Below are 17700 nucleotides of genomic sequence, written 5' to 3' on the forward strand. Positions count from 1 at the left end.
TGCGATGCCCGAGCCGGGCCAGATGCGGGCGCAGGGTGATCGAGTAGTGCGTGAGACGTCTGCCGGAGTCGCCTTGAGATACCTGATCGATCAAGCCATGAATGCCCCCTTCGTCAGGTGCGAACTGCAGAAACGCAGGACGATTCAGCAGGTCTTCAAGGTCGAGCGACATGCGCTCGCTGACCAGCTCAAGCGTAAAGCAGAAGGGCTTGTTGATGGCCTCATGGCCGGTAAACGCCATTACCTGAAAACCATGATCAATGCCGTTGTGGCTATCGATGTTCAGGCTGAAACGAGGCTGACTGGCAGGTGCGAACATCCGAAACTCTCCGCGGTAACGGACGAATGCGCCCGCTGAATAGCGTGAGAGATAACAAGAAAGGTGCCAGATAATATTTTTATATATGAATCAGTAGGTTGGCGACGTTAGGGATGGGTTTTAGGTGCGTGGAGCAAAAAAAGCAGCAAAATCTGCGCATCATCTTGCGCGCTTTTTCGCGATGTTGCGCAGCGCCTCGAAACGTACGTGAAGCTTGCTCCTCAGCTATCCAGTGCCTCTATTACACAGCATGACAAGGCAACTTCTTGCGCATCATCTTGCAAAGCGTAATTCCGGCTTATCCCCCAACAAAAAACCCTTGTTCAACTCTGTCACCTCCCGGATGTACTCCCACAACAATGTAATCCGCTTGAGCTTCCTGAGGTCCTCCCGACAGTACATCCAGAATTGACGAGTGATGTTCACTTCTTCTGCCAGCACCGGCAACAGCCGCGGGTCTTGAGCGGCCAGAAAGCATGGCAGGATCGCCAGTGCGCGGCCTTGTAGCGCGGCGGTGTATTGGGCGATGACGCTGGTGCTGCGCATTTGTGCCTGGGCGTTGGGCAGCAGGTTGCTCAGGTACAGCAGCTCGGAGCTGAACGCCAGATCGTCGACGTAGCTGATGAAGACGTGTTCGCTCAGGTCAGCTTTTTGCTCGATGGCCGGGTGGCTATCCAGATACGCCTGGGTCGCATACAGGCGCAGGCTGTAGTCGCAGAGTTTGCAACACACGTAGGGGCCGTGTTCCGGGCGCTCCAGGGCGATGACGATATCCGCCTCGCGCTTAGACAGGCTGATGAAGTGCGGCAGCGGCAGGATGTCCAGCGAAATGCTCGGGTAGCTGTCGAGAAAGTGGCTCAGTTGCGGGGTGATGAAGAAGCTGCCGAAGCCTTCGGTGCAGCCCATGCGCACATGCCCTGATAGCGCGACGCTGGACCCGGAAACCTGTTCGCAAGCCATGTGCAGTGTGCTTTCGATGGACTCGGCATAACCCAGCAGGCGCTGACCTTCGGCGGTCATGATGAAGCCGTTGTTGCGCGATTTCTCGAAGAGCAGTGTGCCCAGTGAGGTTTCCAGCGAGTTGATGCGCCGCGACACGGTGGTGTAGTCAACGCCCAGACGCCGGGCCGCGCTGCTGACTTTTCGGGTGCGTGCCACTTCGAGGAAAAACTTCAGGTCATCCCAGTTCAACAGCCCCAGGGAGGTGATGTTTTTTTGCATGTTGACCCTGCTTTTATCTGCATTCTTGTTAGAAGTTTGCACATCTATACTCCAAAGCACGCCCCCTGACCAACTCAAAAACAAGACTGCCGGGAGACCACGGCGATCCATCTGCACATGCGCTGGATGCGTGGTTTGCTGGAGGGAGAACCGCTGAAATGAACGCCTCGTTGAACGACACCACAACCACCGTTGCTCGCGTAAAACTGCTGATCAACGGCGAGTGGATAGACTCGCAAAGCAGTGAATGGCAAGACATCGTCAACCCTGCGACTCAGGAAGTCCTCGCCCGGGTGCCATTTGCCACGGCCAGTGAAGTGGACGCTGCTGTCGCTGCGGCTCACGCGGCCTATCGCACCTGGCGCGAAACGCCTGTCGGTGTGCGTATGCGCATCATGCTCAAATTGCAGGCGCTGATCCGCGAACACTCCAAACGCATTGCGGCAGTATTGAGTGCCGAGCAAGGCAAGACCCTGGCCGATGCCGAGGGCGATATTTTTCGCGGCCTTGAGGTGGTCGAGCACGCGTGTTCGATCGGCACGCTGCAAATGGGCGAGTTTGCCGAAAACGTTGCCAATGGCGTGGATACCTACACCTTGCGCCAGCCCATCGGCGTCTGCGCGGGCATCACGCCGTTCAACTTCCCGGCGATGATTCCGCTGTGGATGTTTCCGATGGCGATTGCCTGTGGCAATACCTTTGTCCTCAAACCTTCTGAGCAGGACCCGCTGTCGACGCTGTTGCTGGTTGAGTTGGCGATTGAGGCCGGAGTGCCGGCCGGCGTGCTGAATGTGGTGCATGGCGGCAAGGAGGTGGTGGACGCGATCTGCACTCACAAGGACATCAAGGCTGTTTCCTTTGTCGGTTCGACCGCTGTCGGCACGCATGTCTACGATCTGGCCGGTCGGCACGGCAAGCGTGTGCAGGCGATGATGGGCGCGAAAAATCACGCGGTCGTGCTGCCTGATGCCAACCGTGAGCAAACGCTGAATGCATTGGTGGGCGCAGGTTTTGGTGCAGCGGGCCAGCGTTGCATGGCGACCTCAGTAGTGGTGCTGGTCGGTGCGTCGAAACAGTGGCTGCCGGACCTCAAGGCGCGGGCGCAGAAACTCAAGGTCAATGCCGGCCAGGAGGCAGGGACGGACATCGGGCCGGTGATTTCCAGAAAGGCAAAGCAGCGCATTCTGGACCTCATCGAGAGCGGTGTGCGTGAAGGCGCGACGCTTGAACTGGATGGTCGGGAGGTTTCGGTGCCGGGTTACGAGCGCGGCAACTTCGTAGGGCCGACGCTGTTCTCGGGTGTCACCACCGACATGCAGATCTACACCCAGGAGATTTTCGGTCCGGTGCTGGTGGTGCTTGAGGTCGACACCCTTGATGAGGCTATCGCGCTGGTTAACGCCAACCCGTTCGGCAACGGCACTGGCTTGTTCACCCAGAGCGGGGCGGCGGCGCGCAAGTTTCAAAGCGAGATTGATGTCGGGCAGGTCGGGATCAATATTCCGATTCCCGTGCCGGTGCCGTTTTTCAGTTTTACCGGCTCGCGAGGTTCCAAACTGGGCGATCTGGGCCCGTATGGCAAACAGGTGGTGCAGTTCTACACTCAGACCAAGACCGTTACCAGCCGCTGGTTCGATGACGACAGCGTGAACGACGGCGTGAACACCACGATCAATTTGCGTTGAGCACAGCCTGTCAGTCGGGCCAGGAGAACAATAATGAACATCGCATTTATCGGTCTGGGCAACATGGGCGCGCCCATGGCCCGCAACCTGATCAAGGCCGGACACACCTTGCAGGTGTTCGATCTCAACAAGAGCGTGCTGGCTGAATTCGCCGGTCTGGGCGCACAGGTCAGCGACTCACCCCGGCAGGCCGCCGAAGGCAGCGAGCTGCTCATCACCATGCTGCCTGCTGCGGCGCATGTGCGTAGCGTGTACCTGAACGACGACGGCGTGCTGAAAGGCATCTCACCCGGCGTTCCGGCGGTTGATTGCAGCACCATCGACCCGCAGACCATCCGTGACATCGCCGCTGTCGCCGCACAGCAAGGCGTGGTGTTGGGCGACGCGCCGGTGTCAGGCGGCACCGGTGGCGCGCAGGCCGGGACGTTGACGTTCATGGTCGGCGGATCTGCCGAGCATTTTGCCGTGCTCAAACCGGTACTGGAGCAGATGGGCCGTAACATCGTGCATTGTGGCGACGTGGGCACCGGCCAGATTGCCAAGATCTGCAACAACATGCTGCTGGCGATTTCCATGATCGGCGTGTCCGAGTCCATGGCATTGGGCAATGCGCTGGGCATCGATACTCATGTGCTGGCCGGCATCATCAATACCTCGACTGGCCGTTGCTGGAGTTCCGAGGCGTACAACCCGTGGCCCGGCATTGTCGAAACCGCTCCAGCGTCACGCGGTTACAGCGGCGGCTTTGGCGCTGAGTTGATGCTAAAGGATCTTGGCCTGGCAACCGAGGCTGCGCGCGCTGCGCATCAACCGGTCATCCTCGGCGCCGTGGCGCAACAGCTGTACCAGGCCATGGGCCTGCGCGGTGATGGCGGCAAGGATTTCTCGGCGATCATTGAGGGGTATCGCCCGAAAGCCTAGGCGTCACCCGTGTCGGGAATCAGTGGGGCGTAGCTTTGTATCCGGTTTTTACATTAGGAAAACGTGGCAGAACCGGCTACTTTGGACCTCGTCAGATCAGCGCAGGGATGCTCGGTACGCTTCGACGAGAAGCGCCGCATCCTCGCCTGGAGGCTGGCGCTCCACTCATCAAACGTCCCTGACTCAGAAAAAGAAGAGATCGACCATGAAGTTCGAACCCCTCGCCAGATCGCTGATAGCGACGGCATTGATCGTCGCTTATTCCCCCTCATTTGCTGCATCACAAGCCCCGGTTGCCGCCGAAAACGGCATGGTTGTGACGGCTCAGCACCTGGCTACCCATGTGGGTGTCGATGTGCTCAAGGCTGGCGGCAACGCCGTCGATGCGGCTGTAGCGGTCGGTTACGCGCTGGCGGTGGTCTACCCTGCGGCCGGTAACCTCGGTGGCGGCGGCTTCATGACCGTCCAGTTGGCGGACGGGCGCAAGACTTTCCTCGACTTCCGCGAAAAGGCACCTCTGGCCGCGACGGCCAACATGTACCTGGACAAGGACGGCAAGGTCATTCCTGATCTCAGTGCCAAAGGTCATCTGGCCGTTGGCGTGCCGGGCACCGTGTCCGGCATGGAAATGGCCCTGAGCAAGTACGGCACCCGCAAACGCGAAGAAGTTATCGCCCCGGCGATCAAGCTGGCCGAGGAGGGCTTTGTGCTGGGTCAGGGCGATGTCGACATGCTGTCGAGCGCCACGGAGGTGTTCAAGGCAGATATGGCTGATTCCGGGTCGATCTTCCTCGACAAGGGCGAGCCGATGCAGGTTGGTCAGAAGCTGGTGCAGAAAGACCTGGCCAAGACTCTTAAAGAAATCTCCGATAAGGGCAGCGACGGTTTCTACAAGGGCTGGGTCGCCAAGGCGCTGGTCGATTCAAGCCAGGCTGGCAAGGGCATCATCACCCAGGCCGACCTCGATCATTACAAGACCCGCGAGCTGGCTCCGGTCGAATGCGACTACCGTGGCTACCACGTCGTGTCAGCGCCACCTCCAAGTTCCGGTGGCGTGGTCATCTGCCAGATTCTGAACATCCTCGAGGGCTACCCGATGAAAGAGCTGGGCTTCCGCTCGGCGCAGGGTATGCATTATCAGATCGAAGCCATGCGTCATGCCTACGTAGACCGCAACAGCTATCTGGGCGACCCCGATTTCGTCAAGAACCCGGTCGAGCACCTGCTGGACGTGAAGTACGCGGCCAAGCTGCGTGAGGCCATCGAGCCGCAAAAAGCCGGCGACTCGAACAAGATCAAACCGGGCGTCGCGCCCCATGAAGGCAGCAACACCACCCACTATTCGATTGTCGATAAATGGGGCAATGCGGTCTCGGTGACCTACACTCTGAACAACTGGTTCGGCGCGGGCGTCATGGCCAGCAAGACCGGTGTGATTCTCAACGACGAAATGGATGACTTCACCGTCAAGGTCGGCGTGCCCAACATGTACGGTCTGGTGCAGGGCGAAGCCAACGCCATCGCGCCGGGCAAGACGCCGCTGTCTTCGATGAGCCCGACCATCGTCACCAAGGACGGCAAGGCCGTGATGGTTGTCGGCACGCCAGGTGGCAGTCGCATCATTACCGCGACGTTGCTGACCATGCTCAACGTCATCGACTACGGTATGAACATTCAGGAAGCTGTGGACGCGCCGCGTTTCCATCAGCAATGGCAGCCTGAGGCGACCAACATCGATACCTTCGCGGTCAGCCCCGACACGCTGAAGATTCTTGAGAGCTGGGGCCACAAGTTTGCCGGTCCGCAGCCACTCAATCATGTGGCAGCGATTCTGGTAGGCGCGCCTTCGCTGGGCGGCAAACCGGTCGGTAACAACCGCTTCTACGGTGCCAACGACCCGCGTCGCAACACCGGGTTGTCACTGGGCTACTGAGTCACTCTGTGATCACGCCACGGTTCCGAGCTTCAGGACCGTGGCGTTTTCGTTTCTGGTGCCGGGTCAGTTGCTTACCCAACGCTGTCTGCTCCAGCCGCTCAACGCGTCAACGGCGAACACCAGGATCAGCATCGCCAGAATCACGGTGCTGGCCTGCGCTTCCTGAAACAGGCTGAGACTTATGTAAAGCATCTGGCCCAACCCACCCGCGCCAACAAAACCCAGCACGCTGGCCATGCGAATGTTGTTCTCCCAGCGGTACAGCGTGTAGGCCAGCAACTGCGGCCACAGGTTGGGCAGGGTGCCATAGCCGAATGCCTGCCAGGCACTACCGCCTTGCATGCGAATGGCAGCGGCGGGCTCGGGTGCAGTGTTTTCCAGTGCCTCGGCAAACAATCTGCCGAGTACGCCAGTGGTGTGCAGTGCAAGCGCCAGAGTGCCCGCGTTGGGTCCAAGACCTGCGGCGAGCACCATCAACACGGCCCACACCAGTTCCGGAATGGCACGCAGTGCATTGAGCAGCAGACGACTCACGCTGCGCAACGGCCAGCCCAGGCGACCGGCAGCGGGCAATGCCAGCAACAAACCTGCGATGGCCGCCAGCAATGTGCCCAGTGCAGACATTGCCAGAGTTTCCAGAGCGCCCTGGCCGATTGCCTGCAAATGCTCACTGCTGAGGTCCGGGCTCATGAAGCGCAATGCGTAACGGCCCATCTGCGTCAGGTTGTCGTGACTGCCCAGGGTGAAGAGGTCGAGGCCGAGGTACATAAACGATGCGATCACTGCCTTAATCATCGCCAGCACCAGCAGCAGATTGCCTGCGCGCTTCATGTGAACTGCCTGCGCAGCAGGCGGCTGAGCTGGTCGGCGAGCAGCACCAGCAGCAGGAAGGTCAGCAGCATGCTCGCCACTTCGTCACCGGCGAACATGCGCATCGACAGGTCGATCTGCTGACCCAGTCCGCCTGCGCCGACGAAACCCATGACCACCGAAGCGCGCACGGCGCACTCCCAGCGGTACACAGTGTAGGACGTCAATTCGGCTGCCGCACTGGGCAGGATGCCGTAAGCCAGCGCGGCGAGGCGTCCGCTGCCCGATTGAAGCAGGGCGTGGGCCGGGCGTTGGTCCACCGATTCGAAAATCTCGGCGTATACCTTACCGAGCATGCCTGCGTAAGTGATGGCGATTGCCAGCACGCCCGCGGTCGGACCCAAGCCGACCGCGCGCACGAACAATAGCGCCCAGACGATTTCCGGCACGCTGCGCAGGAAGATCAACATGCCGCGCACCGGCCAGCGCAGGCATTGGCCGAGCCAACCGGGACGCCCGCCGCGTGAGGCGGCCGACAGGGACAGCGCCTTGCTGGCGAGCAGGCTTGCCGGTACAGCCAGCAGCAGAGCAAGGGCGATGCCAGCCGTGGCGATAGCCAGCGTTTGCAATGTCGCCTCCAACAACAGCCCGAGGAATTCTGCAGAGTGCGCCACAGGCCAGAACCCAGCGAGAAAGCTGCCCATCGTCCGCGCATTATCGGCTTGCAGCAGTACCAGCGGATTCAGTTCGGCCAGACGAATGCCCGGCCAGAGCAGGGCGACCGCCAGCAGCGTCAGCAACAGGCGTGGCGTTGCCGCCGGGTCGCGCTGATCCTGAGTCAGCATCGCGGCGTCCAGGGTGTTTCAGACACATCCGGGGCAGGCTGAGGGCTCAGTTGTTCATTGGCATACAGGGTGTCGAGATGCTGCCGGTCGACCTCGTTTGCGGCGAGGTCGAAGTGAACTTGCCCGTCGCGCACCCCGATGATTCGCGGAAAGTGCGCCAGCGCCAGCTCCACCGCATGCAGGCTGGCGACCAGCGTCACGTGGTGCTCGATGGCGTGCTGGCATAACAGCGCAAGGGTGTGATCGGCCAGACGCGGGTCCATCGCCGAAACCGGCTCGTCGGCCAGCAGCAGTTCAGGTGCCTGATACAAGGCGCGGGCGATGCCAACGCGTTGCAGCTGCCCGCCAGACAACTGCTGGCAGCGCTCGAACAGTTTGTCCGCGAGGTCCAGACGTGCCAGCACTTCGCGGGTGCCAGAAACGTCCAGTGGGTGCAGCAGGTTCAGCAGACTTTTGCCCAGCCCCCATTGACCAAGTTTGCCCGCCGACACCGCAGTGATGACCCGTTGGCGCGCGGGTAACGGCGGTGCCTGATGAATCAGCGCAATGCGGCTGCGCAGGCGCTGGCGGCGTTTGCTGGAAAGCTGCCAGGGATCAGCCCCCAGCACTTCCAGTTGTCCGGCACTGGGCGGCAACGCGCTGGCCAGCAGGTTGAGCAGCGTTGTCTTGCCCGCACCCGACGGCCCGATGATCGCGACCCGCTCGCCACGAGCGATGTTCAGATCAAGGCCGCGCAACGCCAGTGTGCCGTCGCTGTGGCGCAGTTCGATGCCGGACAGACGCAGGGTCATTTCAGCAGGTCGGCAGCGCGAGCGGCTTCTTCGATGCCTTTGTAGTTCTCTGGTTTGGTCTCGATGAAGCGGCTGGCAGCCTGAAGATCAAGGATTGCCTTCTGCTCCGGGTTAGCCGGGTCAAGGTCAAGGAAGGCCTGTTTGATCTTCGCCGCCAGCGCCGGGTCGATGCTGCCGCGTACAGTCCAGTTGTAGTCGAAATACGTTGGCGTGGTTTCGAAGACGTGAACCTTGCTGGTGTCGACCTTGCCGCTGGCGACCAGTTTGTCCCAGACGCTGGCGTTGAGCACGCCCGCATCGACCTTGCCCGCCTGAACCCATGCGGCAGTTGCGTCATGCGCGCCGGAATAGGCGACGCGGCTGAAGAACGTTTCCGGCTTGATGTTTTCCTTGAGCATGAAATAACGCGGCATCAGGCTGCCGGATGTCGACGACACCGAGCCGAAAGCAAACGTCTTGCCCTTGAGGTCCGCCAGGGTTTTCACGTTCGGGTCGGAGGTGATGAATTTGCTGGTGAATTTCGCATCCTGCTCACGCTGTACCAGTGGCACCGCATTACCGGTCTTGAGGTTGACCTGAACGAAGGTGAAGCCGCCCAGCCAGGCCATGTCGAGCCGGTCAGTGGCCAGTGCTTCGACCACTGCCGGGTAGTCGGCGACCGGAACGAACTCGACTTTCATGCCCAGTCGTTGTTCCAGATAGGCACCCAGCGGCTTGAACTTGCGCAGCAGTTCGGTGGGCGCTTCATCGGGAATGGCCGAGACGCGCAGGGTGTCGGCCGCATGGCTGGTCAGCGCGGAGAAGGACAGGGCAAGGCCGGCGGCGAGCGCCAGGGTACGCTTGAGCATGGAGGTTCTCCGGTTCAATAGCGGAAGAAGGATAAGGCAAAGCCCGCGTGCATCAGCAGGCGGCGCTTCACAGAATTCGGTGGTGATGCGCGGGGATTATAAGAGGCATGGCGAGAAAGGCCAGTTCAGCAGGTTCTCGGCCCCGAGGCACAACCGATGGGCGATGCGGTTTGCGCTGATAAGGGAACAGCCCCTAGACTCCGCAGCCTGTTTCCCGGTAACCGAGAGTGTCGCGATGAAAGAGCCAATCCGCCTGACCCAGTACAGTCACGGAGCAGGGTGTGGCTGCAAGATTTCCCCCAGGGTGCTGGACGTGATCCTCGCGGGCAGCGGCGCTCAGAACCTCGACCCCAAGCTCTGGGTTGGCAATGCTTCGCGTGATGACGCAGCGGTCTATGCGCTGGATGACGAGCGCGGCGTGGTCTCGACCACTGACTTCTTTATGCCTATCGTCGATGACCCGTTCGACTTCGGCCGTATCGCCGCGACCAATGCCATCAGCGATATCTACGCGATGGGCGGCGACCCGCTGATGGCCATCGCCATTCTCGGCTGGCCGGTCAACGTGCTGCCACCCGAGGTCGCTCGTGAAGTCATTCGCGGTGGCCGTGCAGTCTGCGACGCTGCCGGTATCCCGCTGGCTGGCGGGCACTCCATCGATGCGCCTGAGCCGATCTTCGGTCTGGCGGTGACCGGCGTGGTGCAGAAAAAGCACATGAAACGTAACGACACCGCCCAGGCGGGGTGCACGCTGTACCTGACCAAGCCGTTGGGCATTGGCATTCTCACTACTGCTGAGAAAAAGTCGAAATTGCGTGATGAAGACATCGGTCTGGCGCGCGACTGGATGTGTACCTTGAACAAGCCAGGCAGTCGCTTCGGCAAGCTGGCCGGGGTGCTGGCAATGACCGATGTCACCGGCTTCGGTCTGCTCGGGCATCTGGTTGAAATGGCTGATGGTGCAGGCCTGACCGCTCGTCTGGATTACGCCGCTGTACCGCGCCTGCCCGGCGTCGAGCATTACATTGCCGAGGGCTGTGTGCCGGGCGGCACGTTGCGCAATTTTGAAAGCTATGGCGACAGGATCGCTGCGCTGAGCGAGGCCCAGCGCGACCTGCTGTGCGACCCACAGACCAGCGGCGGTCTGCTGGTCGCGGTCAGCCCTGAAGGTGAGGCGGAGTTTCTGACGGTGGCTGCCGAACTGGGCCTGCTGCTCAACCCTATCGGCACCCTGCGTGAGCGACAGACCCACGCCGTCGAGGTGTTCTGATGGCCGACAACAGCAGCGACTACCGCGCATTGTTTCTCAACGACGTGCCGATGATGGACGCTCGTGCTCCGGTGGAGTTTTCCAAGGGGGCTTTTCCTGGTGTGATCAACCTGCCGCTGATGAACGACATCGAGCGGCAGAAGGTCGGCACCTGCTACAAGCAACATGGCCAGGACGCCGCTATCCAGCTCGGGCATCAATTGGTCTGCGGTCAGGTCAAGGACGAACGTGTCCGCGCGTGGATCGAGTTCGCCAGGGCGAATCCGGATGGCTGCCTGTATTGCTTTCGCGGCGGGCTGCGCTCGCAGACGGTACAGCGCTGGCTGAAGGATGCCGGGGTCGACTACCCGCGCGTTCTTGGCGGCTACAAGGCGATGCGCACGTTTCTGCTGGATACCCTGCACGAGGCGGTGAGCGAGTGCGATATCGTCGTGCTCGGCGGAATGACCGGCACGGGCAAGACCGAAGTGTTGACGCAGCTGCGCAACAGCCTGGACCTGGAAGGCATCGCCAACCACCGCGGCTCTAGCTTCGGTAAGCGTGCCACCGGGCAGCCGGCGCAGATCGACTTCGAGAACCGGCTGGCCATCGATTTGCTCAAGAAGCGCGCAGCCGGTATCGAACAATTCGTTGTGGAAGATGAAAGCCGTCTGGTCGGCAGTTGCAACGTGCCGCTGGAGCTTCATCAAGCAATGCAAGACTGCCCGATGGTCTGGCTGGAAGACAGCTTCGAGAACCGCGTCGAGCGCATTCTGGCGGATTATGTGGTCAACCTCTGCGCAGAGTTCATCAGCGTCAAGGGCGAAGAGCAAGGCTTTGGCCTGTTCGCCGAGCGTCTATTGCAGAGCCTGAACAACATTCACAAACGCCTGGGCGGCGAGCGTCATCAACGCTTGTTCGGCCTTATGCAGGCAGCGCTGGACGAGCAACAGCGCAGCGGTAAGGTTGATCTGCACAGGGGCTGGATCGAGGGCCTGCTCGGCGAATATTACGACCCGATGTACGCTTATCAGCGCGAACATAAAGCTGCGCGTATCGAATTCGCCGGCAACCAGATGGACGTGCTGGCCTATTTGCGCGAGCGGTCTGACAAACGTTAGGCCCCACTTTTTATCGACCTGGGCAGGGATGCCATGCACTCAATTCTCGACTTCTATCAAACCCTCGGCTGGGGCCTTTCGGCTCTGGTGATCGGCACCTTTCTGCTGGCCGGAACGGTCAAGGGTGTCATCGGCCTGGGCTTGCCTACGGTGGCAATGGGGTTGCTGGGGCTGGCCATGCTGCCGGCGCAGGCTGCGGCGTTACTGATCATCCCGTCGACGTTCACCAATGTCTGGCAACTGGCGACGGGTGGCAATCTGCAGCCTTTGCTGAAGCGGCTATGGCCGATGCTGAGCATGATTTTCATCGGCACTCTGGCCGGGGCGTTCTGGCTGGGCATGAGTGGCGGTCATTCAATGACCCGCGCGTTGGGTGGCGCGTTGTTTCTCTACGCACTGAGCGGGCTGTTTTTGCCGACCTTCAGGGTTGCTGCCGCTGCCGAGCGCTGGCTGGGCCCGCTGTGCGGTTTGATCACCGGGGTTATCGCTTCGGCCACCGGGGTATTCGTGATTCCCGTGGTGCCTTATCTGCAGGCGCTGGGGCTTGAGCGCGACCAGTTGGTCCAGGCGCTGGGGTTGTCCTTCACAGTCTCGACGCTGGCGTTGGCAGCGGGCTTGTCGTGGAACGGTGCGCTGGGCGGCGCAGAACTGGGCGCATCCACGTTGGCGCTGATGCCAGCCCTGTTGGGCATGATGCTGGGGCAATGGCTGCGCCAGCGAATCAGCGCGATGCTGTTCAAGCGCGTGTTCTTCATCGGCATGGGGCTGTTGGGGCTGCACCTGCTGATAAAGGGTTGAGCCTGATGGGGGTAAACCTGTCCTCATCCGCTCAGGCATTTCGCTCAATAGTCTTAACGCCATTCGTGACTGTGAAGCAAGAGTATTTTGCCCTTCGCTGTCTTACTCATGGGCGCACATCTCTTTACTCTCGGCTCATCCATTAATCACCTCCATCTCAGCCTCAAGACGGGCGGGGTCGGGTAGCGAGAGATCATCCATGAAAAAAGTATTGTTCCTCAACGGCGGCAAGCAGTTCGCGCACTCCGATGGTCGTTACAACGCAACCCTGCATCAGGCTGGAGTGGCGTTCATGGACCGTGCCGGTTTTGATGTGAAGGAAACCTTCATTGACGGCGGTTACAACGTGGCCGAGGAAGTGCAGAAGTTTCTCTGGGCCGATGTCATCGTCTGGCAAATGCCTGGCTGGTGGATGGGGGCGCCATGGACAGTGAAAAAATACATTGATGAAGTGTTCACCGAAGGACACGGCAGCCTGTACGCCAATGACGGCCGCACCCGTTCGGATGCGTCACAGACGTATGGCAGCGGTGGCTTGCTGCAGGGCAAGCAATACATGATTTCCGCGACCTGGAATGCGCCACAGAAAGCCTTCGATGACGCTTCTGATTTCTTCGAGGCCAAGGGCGTCGACGCGGTGTACTTCCCGTTTCACAAGGCCAACGAGTTTCTGGGTATGACCGGGCTGCCGACGTTTCTGGCAGTGGACGTGATGAAAATGCCGAATATCGAAGCGGATGTGCAGCGTTACGAGGCTCACCTGGGCAAAGTGTTTGGTGCGCAGTAAGCACAACCTTTGCACTGAACAGCGCTAATATCCTCTGAGCGTTGAGCAGGGGACAACAGTGAAAGCCAGATCTGATGAATTGCAGGTGTTTGTCTCGGTCATCGAAAGCGGTTCGATTTCCGCGGCGGCAGAGAAAATGGGCCAGACGCCCTCCGGTGTCAGCCGTACCCTGTCACGTCTGGAAGCCAAGCTTGAAACCACGCTGATCAACCGCACGACGCGGCGCATGGATCTGACCGAGGAGGGCAAGTTCTTTCTGGAACGGGCCCGCCATATTCTTGAGCAGATGGAAAGCCTGGAAGAAAGGCTCTCTTCCTCCCGGCAGACGCCCGCTGGCCGCTTGCGTATCAATGCCGCATCACCGTTCATGCTGCATTGCATCGTGCCGCATGTGGCGGAGTTTCGTCAGCGTTACCCGGATATCGAACTGGAACTCAACAGTGATGACTGGTTCATCGACCTGCTTGAGCAGAGCACCGATATTGCCATTCGAATCGGCGTGCTGCCTGACTCAACCCTGCATGCCCGCTCGCTGGGCAGTTGCCTGCTGAATATCGTCGCCAGCCCGGCTTACCTGCAACGCCACGGCTCCCCGAAAACCGCAGAAGATCTGGCGCAACACGTATTGGTGGGTTTCACACACGTGGAATCTCTCAATCAATGGCCGTTGCGCCACGCTGAGGGCGATCGCCTGTCCATCAAGCCTGCCATTTCGGCATCCAGCGGTGACACCTTGCGCCATCTGGTGCTGGAGGGCGTGGGAATCGCCTGTCTTTCCGACTTCATGACCAATGATGACCTGCGCGAGGGGCGGCTGGTCTGTCTGTTGAAGGGCGCCAACAGTGGCTATCGTCAGCCGATTCATGCCGTGTACTACCGCAATTCGCGACTGGCGTTGAGGATTCAGTGTTTTCTGGATTTCATGCAGGAGAAACTTGCTGGCTACACACACTGAAGGTGCTTGAGCGCGATGGGCGTTGTGCGCAGGTAATAAAAAAGCCCGTCACGCTGGACGGGCTTTTCGGCTGCGATGGCTGTCAGTGTGTGCGGGCGACCGCAAACTCGCTCAGCTCGACCAATACATCCCGGTACTCGCTGGGCGGCAGGGCATCCAGACAGGCGATCGCGCGGGCGGCATAGTCACGGGCCAGTTGTGCGGTGTAGTCCAGCGCTCCAGCGCTTTCCACAGCATTGCGGATGCTTTCCAGATCTTCCAGACCACCTTTCTGGATCGCCTGACGAACCAGCGCGGCCTGCTCCGGGCTGCCTTCACGCATGGTGTAGATCAGCGGCAGGGTAGGCTTGCCTTCGGCAAGGTCGTCGCCGACGTTCTTGCCCAGGGTTTCGGCATCGCCACGGTAGTCCAGCAAGTCATCGACCAGCTGGAAAGCCACGCCCAGATGGTCGCCGAAGGTGCGCAGCGCTTCGCTCTGTACCTCTGGTGCGTTGCACAGGGCTGCGGCACTGTGAGTCGAGGCTTCGAACAGCATGGCTGTCTTGCCGCGAATCACTTCCATGTAGGTTTCTTCAGTGGTGCTGGCGTCGCGAATCTTCGACAACTGCAGCACTTCGCCTTCGGCAATGATACGGGTCGCCTTGGACAGGATTCTCATGACTTCCATCGAGCCCAGTTCGACCATCATTTCGAACGAGCGCGAATACAGGAAGTCGCCGACCAGCACGCTGGGCGCATTGCCCCACAGCGCGTTGGCGGTGGATCGACCACGACGCATGCCGGACATGTCGACGACGTCGTCATGCAGCAGGGTTGCGGTGTGGAGGAATTCGATGGTGGCGGCCAGCAGGCGAAGGTCATCGCCTTCGCGGCCCAGCGCCTTGCCACACAGCAGTACCAGCAACGGACGCAGACGCTTGCCGCCTGCCGACGTAATGTAATCACCGATTTTCGAGACCAGCGGTACGCGCGACGTCAGTTGCTTTTTGATGATAAGGTCAACGGCACTAAAGTCGTCCGCCACCGCGCGATAGAAGGCTTGGGGTTGCATCAGCGACACGTGCTCCGGATAGGTTGCGCCGCATGCTAGGTCGCGGGGTAGAGCGTGTCAAGGTATGACGACCCGCCTCTTGCAACACACGAATGCCTTGCGTACAATCGCGCACCCTAACTTTCCTGGGCAGCACCTGCCTTACGCAATGCAAACGGGCCGTTCCAGCCCCATGCAGCCATGCCAGCCGATACTCTTCTTATAAAGAGCTGGGTGAGCAGGATTTTCGGAGAAATACCATGTACGCAGTAATTGTTACCGGTGGCAAGCAGTACAAAGTCGCCCCAGGTGAATACCTGAAAATTGAAAAACTGGAAATCGCTACTGGCGAATCCGTCACTTTCGACCGCGTTCTGCTGGTTGGCAATGGCGACGACGTCAACATCGGTGCTCCAGTTGTTGCTGGCGCTACCGTTGTGGCTGAAGTGGTTTCGCAAGGTCGTCACGATAAGGTTCGTATCATCAAGTTCCGTCGTCGTAAGCACCACATGAAGCGTATGGGCCACCGCCAGTGGTACACCGAGATCAAAATCACAGGTATTCAGGCTTAATTCAGCCTAATCCTCATTTGGAGAATTGACTCATGGCACACAAAAAAGCTGGTGGTAGTACCCGTAACGGGCGCGACTCAGAAGCCAAACGCCTTGGCGTGAAGATGTATGGCGGCCAGGCTATCATTCCTGGCAACATCATCGTGCGTCAGCGCGGTACCCAATTCCACGCTGGCTACGGCGTTGGCATGGGTAAGGATCACACCCTGTTCGCGAAAGTGGAAGGCGTGATCAAGTTTCAGGTCAAGGGCGCCTTCGGTCGCCGCTACGTGAGCATCGTTCCGAAGACTGAAGTCTCCGCAGCGTAATCACGCAGTTGCTTAAAAGCCCTGTCTTGCGACGGGGCTTTTTTGTTTGTAGAGGTAGAGAGGCAGGTGAGTCTCTTGCAAAACTGTTTGTGCGGGCTGTTGTGATGTTGACCCCTGGGGTCGCTGGTTTCTGATCGGTATCGCAACGCTCATTTTTGCAAGAGTCTTATGTAATTTATGTGGTTCTGCTCGTCCCTGTGGCGGGAGGCGTGCGTTATGAAATTTGTAGATGAAGTATCCATTCGAGTAAAAGCCGGTGACGGTGGCAACGGTTGCATGAGCTTCCGTCGCGAAAAATTCATTGAAAACGGTGGTCCGAACGGTGGTGATGGTGGTGATGGTGGCTCGATCTTCATGGTCGCCGACGTCAACCTGAATACGCTGGTCGACTACCGTTATACCCGTCACTTCGATGCCGAGCGCGGCTCCAATGGCGGCAGCGCAGACTGCACGGGTCGCAAGGGTGAGGAGCTGGTACTGCGTGTGCCGGTCGGGACCACCATCATCGACGCCACTACCCAGGAAATCATCGGTGACCTGACTAAAGACGGTCAGCGCCTGATGGTCGCCCAGGGCGGCTGGCACGGCTTGGGTAACACTCGATTCAAATCCAGTACCAACCGTGCTCCGCGTCAGACCACGCCGGGCAAGCCGGGTGATCAGCGTGATCTCAAGCTCGAGCTGAAAGTGCTGGCCGATGTTGGTTTGCTGGGCTTGCCAAACGCTGGCAAGAGCACCTTCATTCGCTCGGTATCCGCTGCCAAGCCAAAAGTCGCCGACTATCCATTCACCACGCTGGTGCCAAACCTGGGCGTTGTCAGTGTCGATCGCTGGAAGAGCTTTGTGGTGGCCGACATTCCAGGTCTGATCGAAGGTGCATCCGATGGTGCCGGTCTGGGGATTCGCTTCCTCAAGCATCTGGCGCGTACCCGCCTGCTGTTGCACCTCGTCGATATGGCGCCGCTGGATGAAAGCAGTGCTCCGGATGCCGCTGAAGTGATCGTCAACGAGCTGGAAAAATTCAGCCCGTCGCTGGCCGAGCGTGATCGCTGGCTGGTGCTGAACAAGTGTGACCAGATCCTCGAAGAGGAGCAGGAAGCGCGCAAGCAGGAGATCGTTGATCGTCTGGAGTGGACCGGCCCTGTTTACGTGATCTCTGCGATTGCCAAAGAAGGTACCGAGCAGTTGACCCGCGACATCATGCGTTACCTCGAAGAGCGCAGCCAGCGTATCGCCGAGGAGCCTGGTTATGCTGAAGAGCTGGCCGAGCTGGATCAGCGCATCGAAGACGAAGCCCGTGCTCAGTTGCAGGCGCTGGATGATCAGCGTGCACTGCGTCGCAGCGGCGTGAAGAGCGTGCATGACATCGGTGACGATGACTGGGACGAAGAAGATGTGGACGATGAAGACGGTCCGGAAATCATTTACGTCCGTGACTGATCGCTTGAAGTAAACTTGAACGCCGCTACGATTGTCAGCGGCGTTTTTGTATCCCGAATTTGAA

At 59.7% G+C, this 17700-nt stretch carries 18 protein-coding genes; 11 read left to right on the plus strand and 7 right to left on the minus strand.

Going from position 1 to position 17700, the window contains the following annotated elements; genetic code table 11:
- Positions 1 to 319 (minus strand): contractile injection system protein, VgrG/Pvc8 family (locus RYC18_RS07120; RefSeq protein ID WP_316884662.1); only part of this gene is annotated, 319 nt, incomplete at its 3' end.
- A gap of 273 nt (positions 320 to 592) precedes the next feature.
- Positions 593 to 1540: a LysR family transcriptional regulator gene (locus RYC18_RS07125; protein WP_057404215.1), complete on the minus strand. Its 948-nt coding sequence runs from the start codon at positions 1538 to 1540 to the stop codon at positions 593 to 595.
- Between the two features lie 158 nt (positions 1541 to 1698).
- On the opposite strand from RYC18_RS07125, the gene RYC18_RS07130 reads away from it, so the two are divergent.
- From RYC18_RS07130 to ggt, 3 genes are all read left to right on the plus strand, one after another.
- Complete coding sequence (locus RYC18_RS07130) at positions 1699 to 3225, plus strand: CoA-acylating methylmalonate-semialdehyde dehydrogenase (protein ID WP_044295225.1); 1527 nt, start codon at positions 1699 to 1701, stop codon at positions 3223 to 3225.
- A 33-nt stretch (positions 3226 to 3258) separates the two neighbouring features.
- The gene (gene mmsB, locus RYC18_RS07135; RefSeq protein WP_044295228.1) at positions 3259 to 4146 is read left to right on the plus strand and encodes a 3-hydroxyisobutyrate dehydrogenase; all 888 of its coding nucleotides are present in this window, start codon (positions 3259 to 3261) and stop codon (positions 4144 to 4146) included.
- 205 nt (positions 4147 to 4351) lie between these two features.
- Positions 4352 to 6079 (plus strand): gamma-glutamyltransferase, encoded by a 1728-nt coding sequence (gene ggt / locus RYC18_RS07140; RefSeq protein ID WP_005777773.1) that lies wholly within the window; start codon positions 4352 to 4354, stop codon positions 6077 to 6079.
- Positions 6080 to 6145: 66 nt separating this feature from the next.
- Here ggt and phnE read toward each other — a convergent pair whose 3' ends face one another.
- From phnE to RYC18_RS07160, 4 genes are read right to left on the minus strand one after another with little or no spacing between them, the layout of a single operon-like run.
- Positions 6146 to 6913 (minus strand): phosphonate ABC transporter, permease protein PhnE, encoded by a 768-nt coding sequence (phnE, locus tag RYC18_RS07145; protein ID WP_010203014.1) that lies wholly within the window; start codon positions 6911 to 6913, stop codon positions 6146 to 6148.
- Positions 6910 to 7737 carry a PhnE/PtxC family ABC transporter permease gene (locus RYC18_RS07150; protein WP_005777778.1) on the minus strand — a complete coding sequence of 276 codons (828 nt, stop codon included), beginning with the start codon at positions 7735 to 7737 and terminating at the stop codon, positions 6910 to 6912. The genes phnE and RYC18_RS07150 overlap by 4 nt, the downstream gene beginning before the upstream one ends.
- Complete coding sequence (locus RYC18_RS07155; protein WP_005777780.1) at positions 7731 to 8528, minus strand: phosphonate ABC transporter ATP-binding protein; 798 nt, start codon at positions 8526 to 8528, stop codon at positions 7731 to 7733. The genes RYC18_RS07150 and RYC18_RS07155 overlap by 7 nt, the downstream gene beginning before the upstream one ends.
- Positions 8525 to 9376 (minus strand): putative selenate ABC transporter substrate-binding protein, encoded by an 852-nt coding sequence (locus RYC18_RS07160; protein ID WP_005777781.1) that lies wholly within the window; start codon positions 9374 to 9376, stop codon positions 8525 to 8527. Before RYC18_RS07160 ends, RYC18_RS07155 begins: the two co-directional genes overlap by 4 nt.
- Positions 9377 to 9611: 235 nt before the next feature.
- Between RYC18_RS07160 and selD the strand changes: the two genes are divergently transcribed.
- From selD to RYC18_RS07185, 5 genes are all read left to right on the plus strand, one after another.
- Entirely contained in the window at positions 9612 to 10646 is a 1035-nt protein-coding gene (selD, locus tag RYC18_RS07165; RefSeq protein WP_010203008.1) for a selenide, water dikinase SelD, read from the plus strand.
- Positions 10646 to 11746, plus strand: a complete 1101-nt coding sequence (gene mnmH, locus RYC18_RS07170; RefSeq protein ID WP_316884668.1) for a tRNA 2-selenouridine(34) synthase MnmH — start codon at positions 10646 to 10648, stop codon at positions 11744 to 11746. The genes selD and mnmH overlap by 1 nt, the downstream gene beginning before the upstream one ends.
- A gap of 33 nt (positions 11747 to 11779) precedes the next feature.
- Positions 11780 to 12544: a sulfite exporter TauE/SafE family protein gene (locus tag RYC18_RS07175; protein ID WP_005777786.1), complete on the plus strand. Its 765-nt coding sequence runs from the start codon at positions 11780 to 11782 to the stop codon at positions 12542 to 12544.
- Positions 12545 to 12743: 199 nt separating this feature from the next.
- On the plus strand, positions 12744 to 13331 hold the full coding sequence (locus tag RYC18_RS07180; protein WP_005733829.1) for an NAD(P)H-dependent oxidoreductase: 588 nt from the start codon (positions 12744 to 12746) through the stop codon (positions 13329 to 13331).
- A gap of 58 nt (positions 13332 to 13389) precedes the next feature.
- On the plus strand, positions 13390 to 14286 hold the full coding sequence (locus RYC18_RS07185) for a LysR family transcriptional regulator (RefSeq protein ID WP_005746377.1): 897 nt from the start codon (positions 13390 to 13392) through the stop codon (positions 14284 to 14286).
- An 82-nt stretch (positions 14287 to 14368) separates the two neighbouring features.
- Here RYC18_RS07185 and RYC18_RS07190 read toward each other — a convergent pair whose 3' ends face one another.
- A complete protein-coding gene (locus tag RYC18_RS07190) occupies positions 14369 to 15337 on the minus strand; it encodes a polyprenyl synthetase family protein (RefSeq protein WP_010202120.1) in 969 nt (322 codons plus the stop codon).
- Positions 15338 to 15576: 239 nt separating this feature from the next.
- On the opposite strand from RYC18_RS07190, the gene rplU reads away from it, so the two are divergent.
- The 3 genes from rplU to cgtA all read left to right on the plus strand — a co-directional run bounded on the left by rplU (position 15577) and on the right by cgtA (position 17636).
- Positions 15577 to 15888, plus strand: coding sequence for a 50S ribosomal protein L21 (gene rplU / locus RYC18_RS07195; protein ID WP_002551971.1), 312 nt, complete (start codon positions 15577 to 15579; stop codon positions 15886 to 15888).
- Between the two features lie 32 nt (positions 15889 to 15920).
- Positions 15921 to 16196 carry a 50S ribosomal protein L27 gene (gene rpmA / locus RYC18_RS07200; protein ID WP_002551972.1) on the plus strand — a complete coding sequence of 92 codons (276 nt, stop codon included), beginning with the start codon at positions 15921 to 15923 and terminating at the stop codon, positions 16194 to 16196.
- 216 nt (positions 16197 to 16412) lie between these two features.
- Complete coding sequence (gene cgtA, locus RYC18_RS07205) at positions 16413 to 17636, plus strand: Obg family GTPase CgtA (protein WP_002551973.1); 1224 nt, start codon at positions 16413 to 16415, stop codon at positions 17634 to 17636.
- Positions 17637 to 17700 lie beyond the last annotated feature (64 nt).

It is taken from the genome of Pseudomonas syringae group sp. 247E2, from assembly GCF_032587795.1.
Classification (GTDB): Bacteria; Pseudomonadota; Gammaproteobacteria; order Pseudomonadales; family Pseudomonadaceae; genus Aquipseudomonas; species Aquipseudomonas amygdali.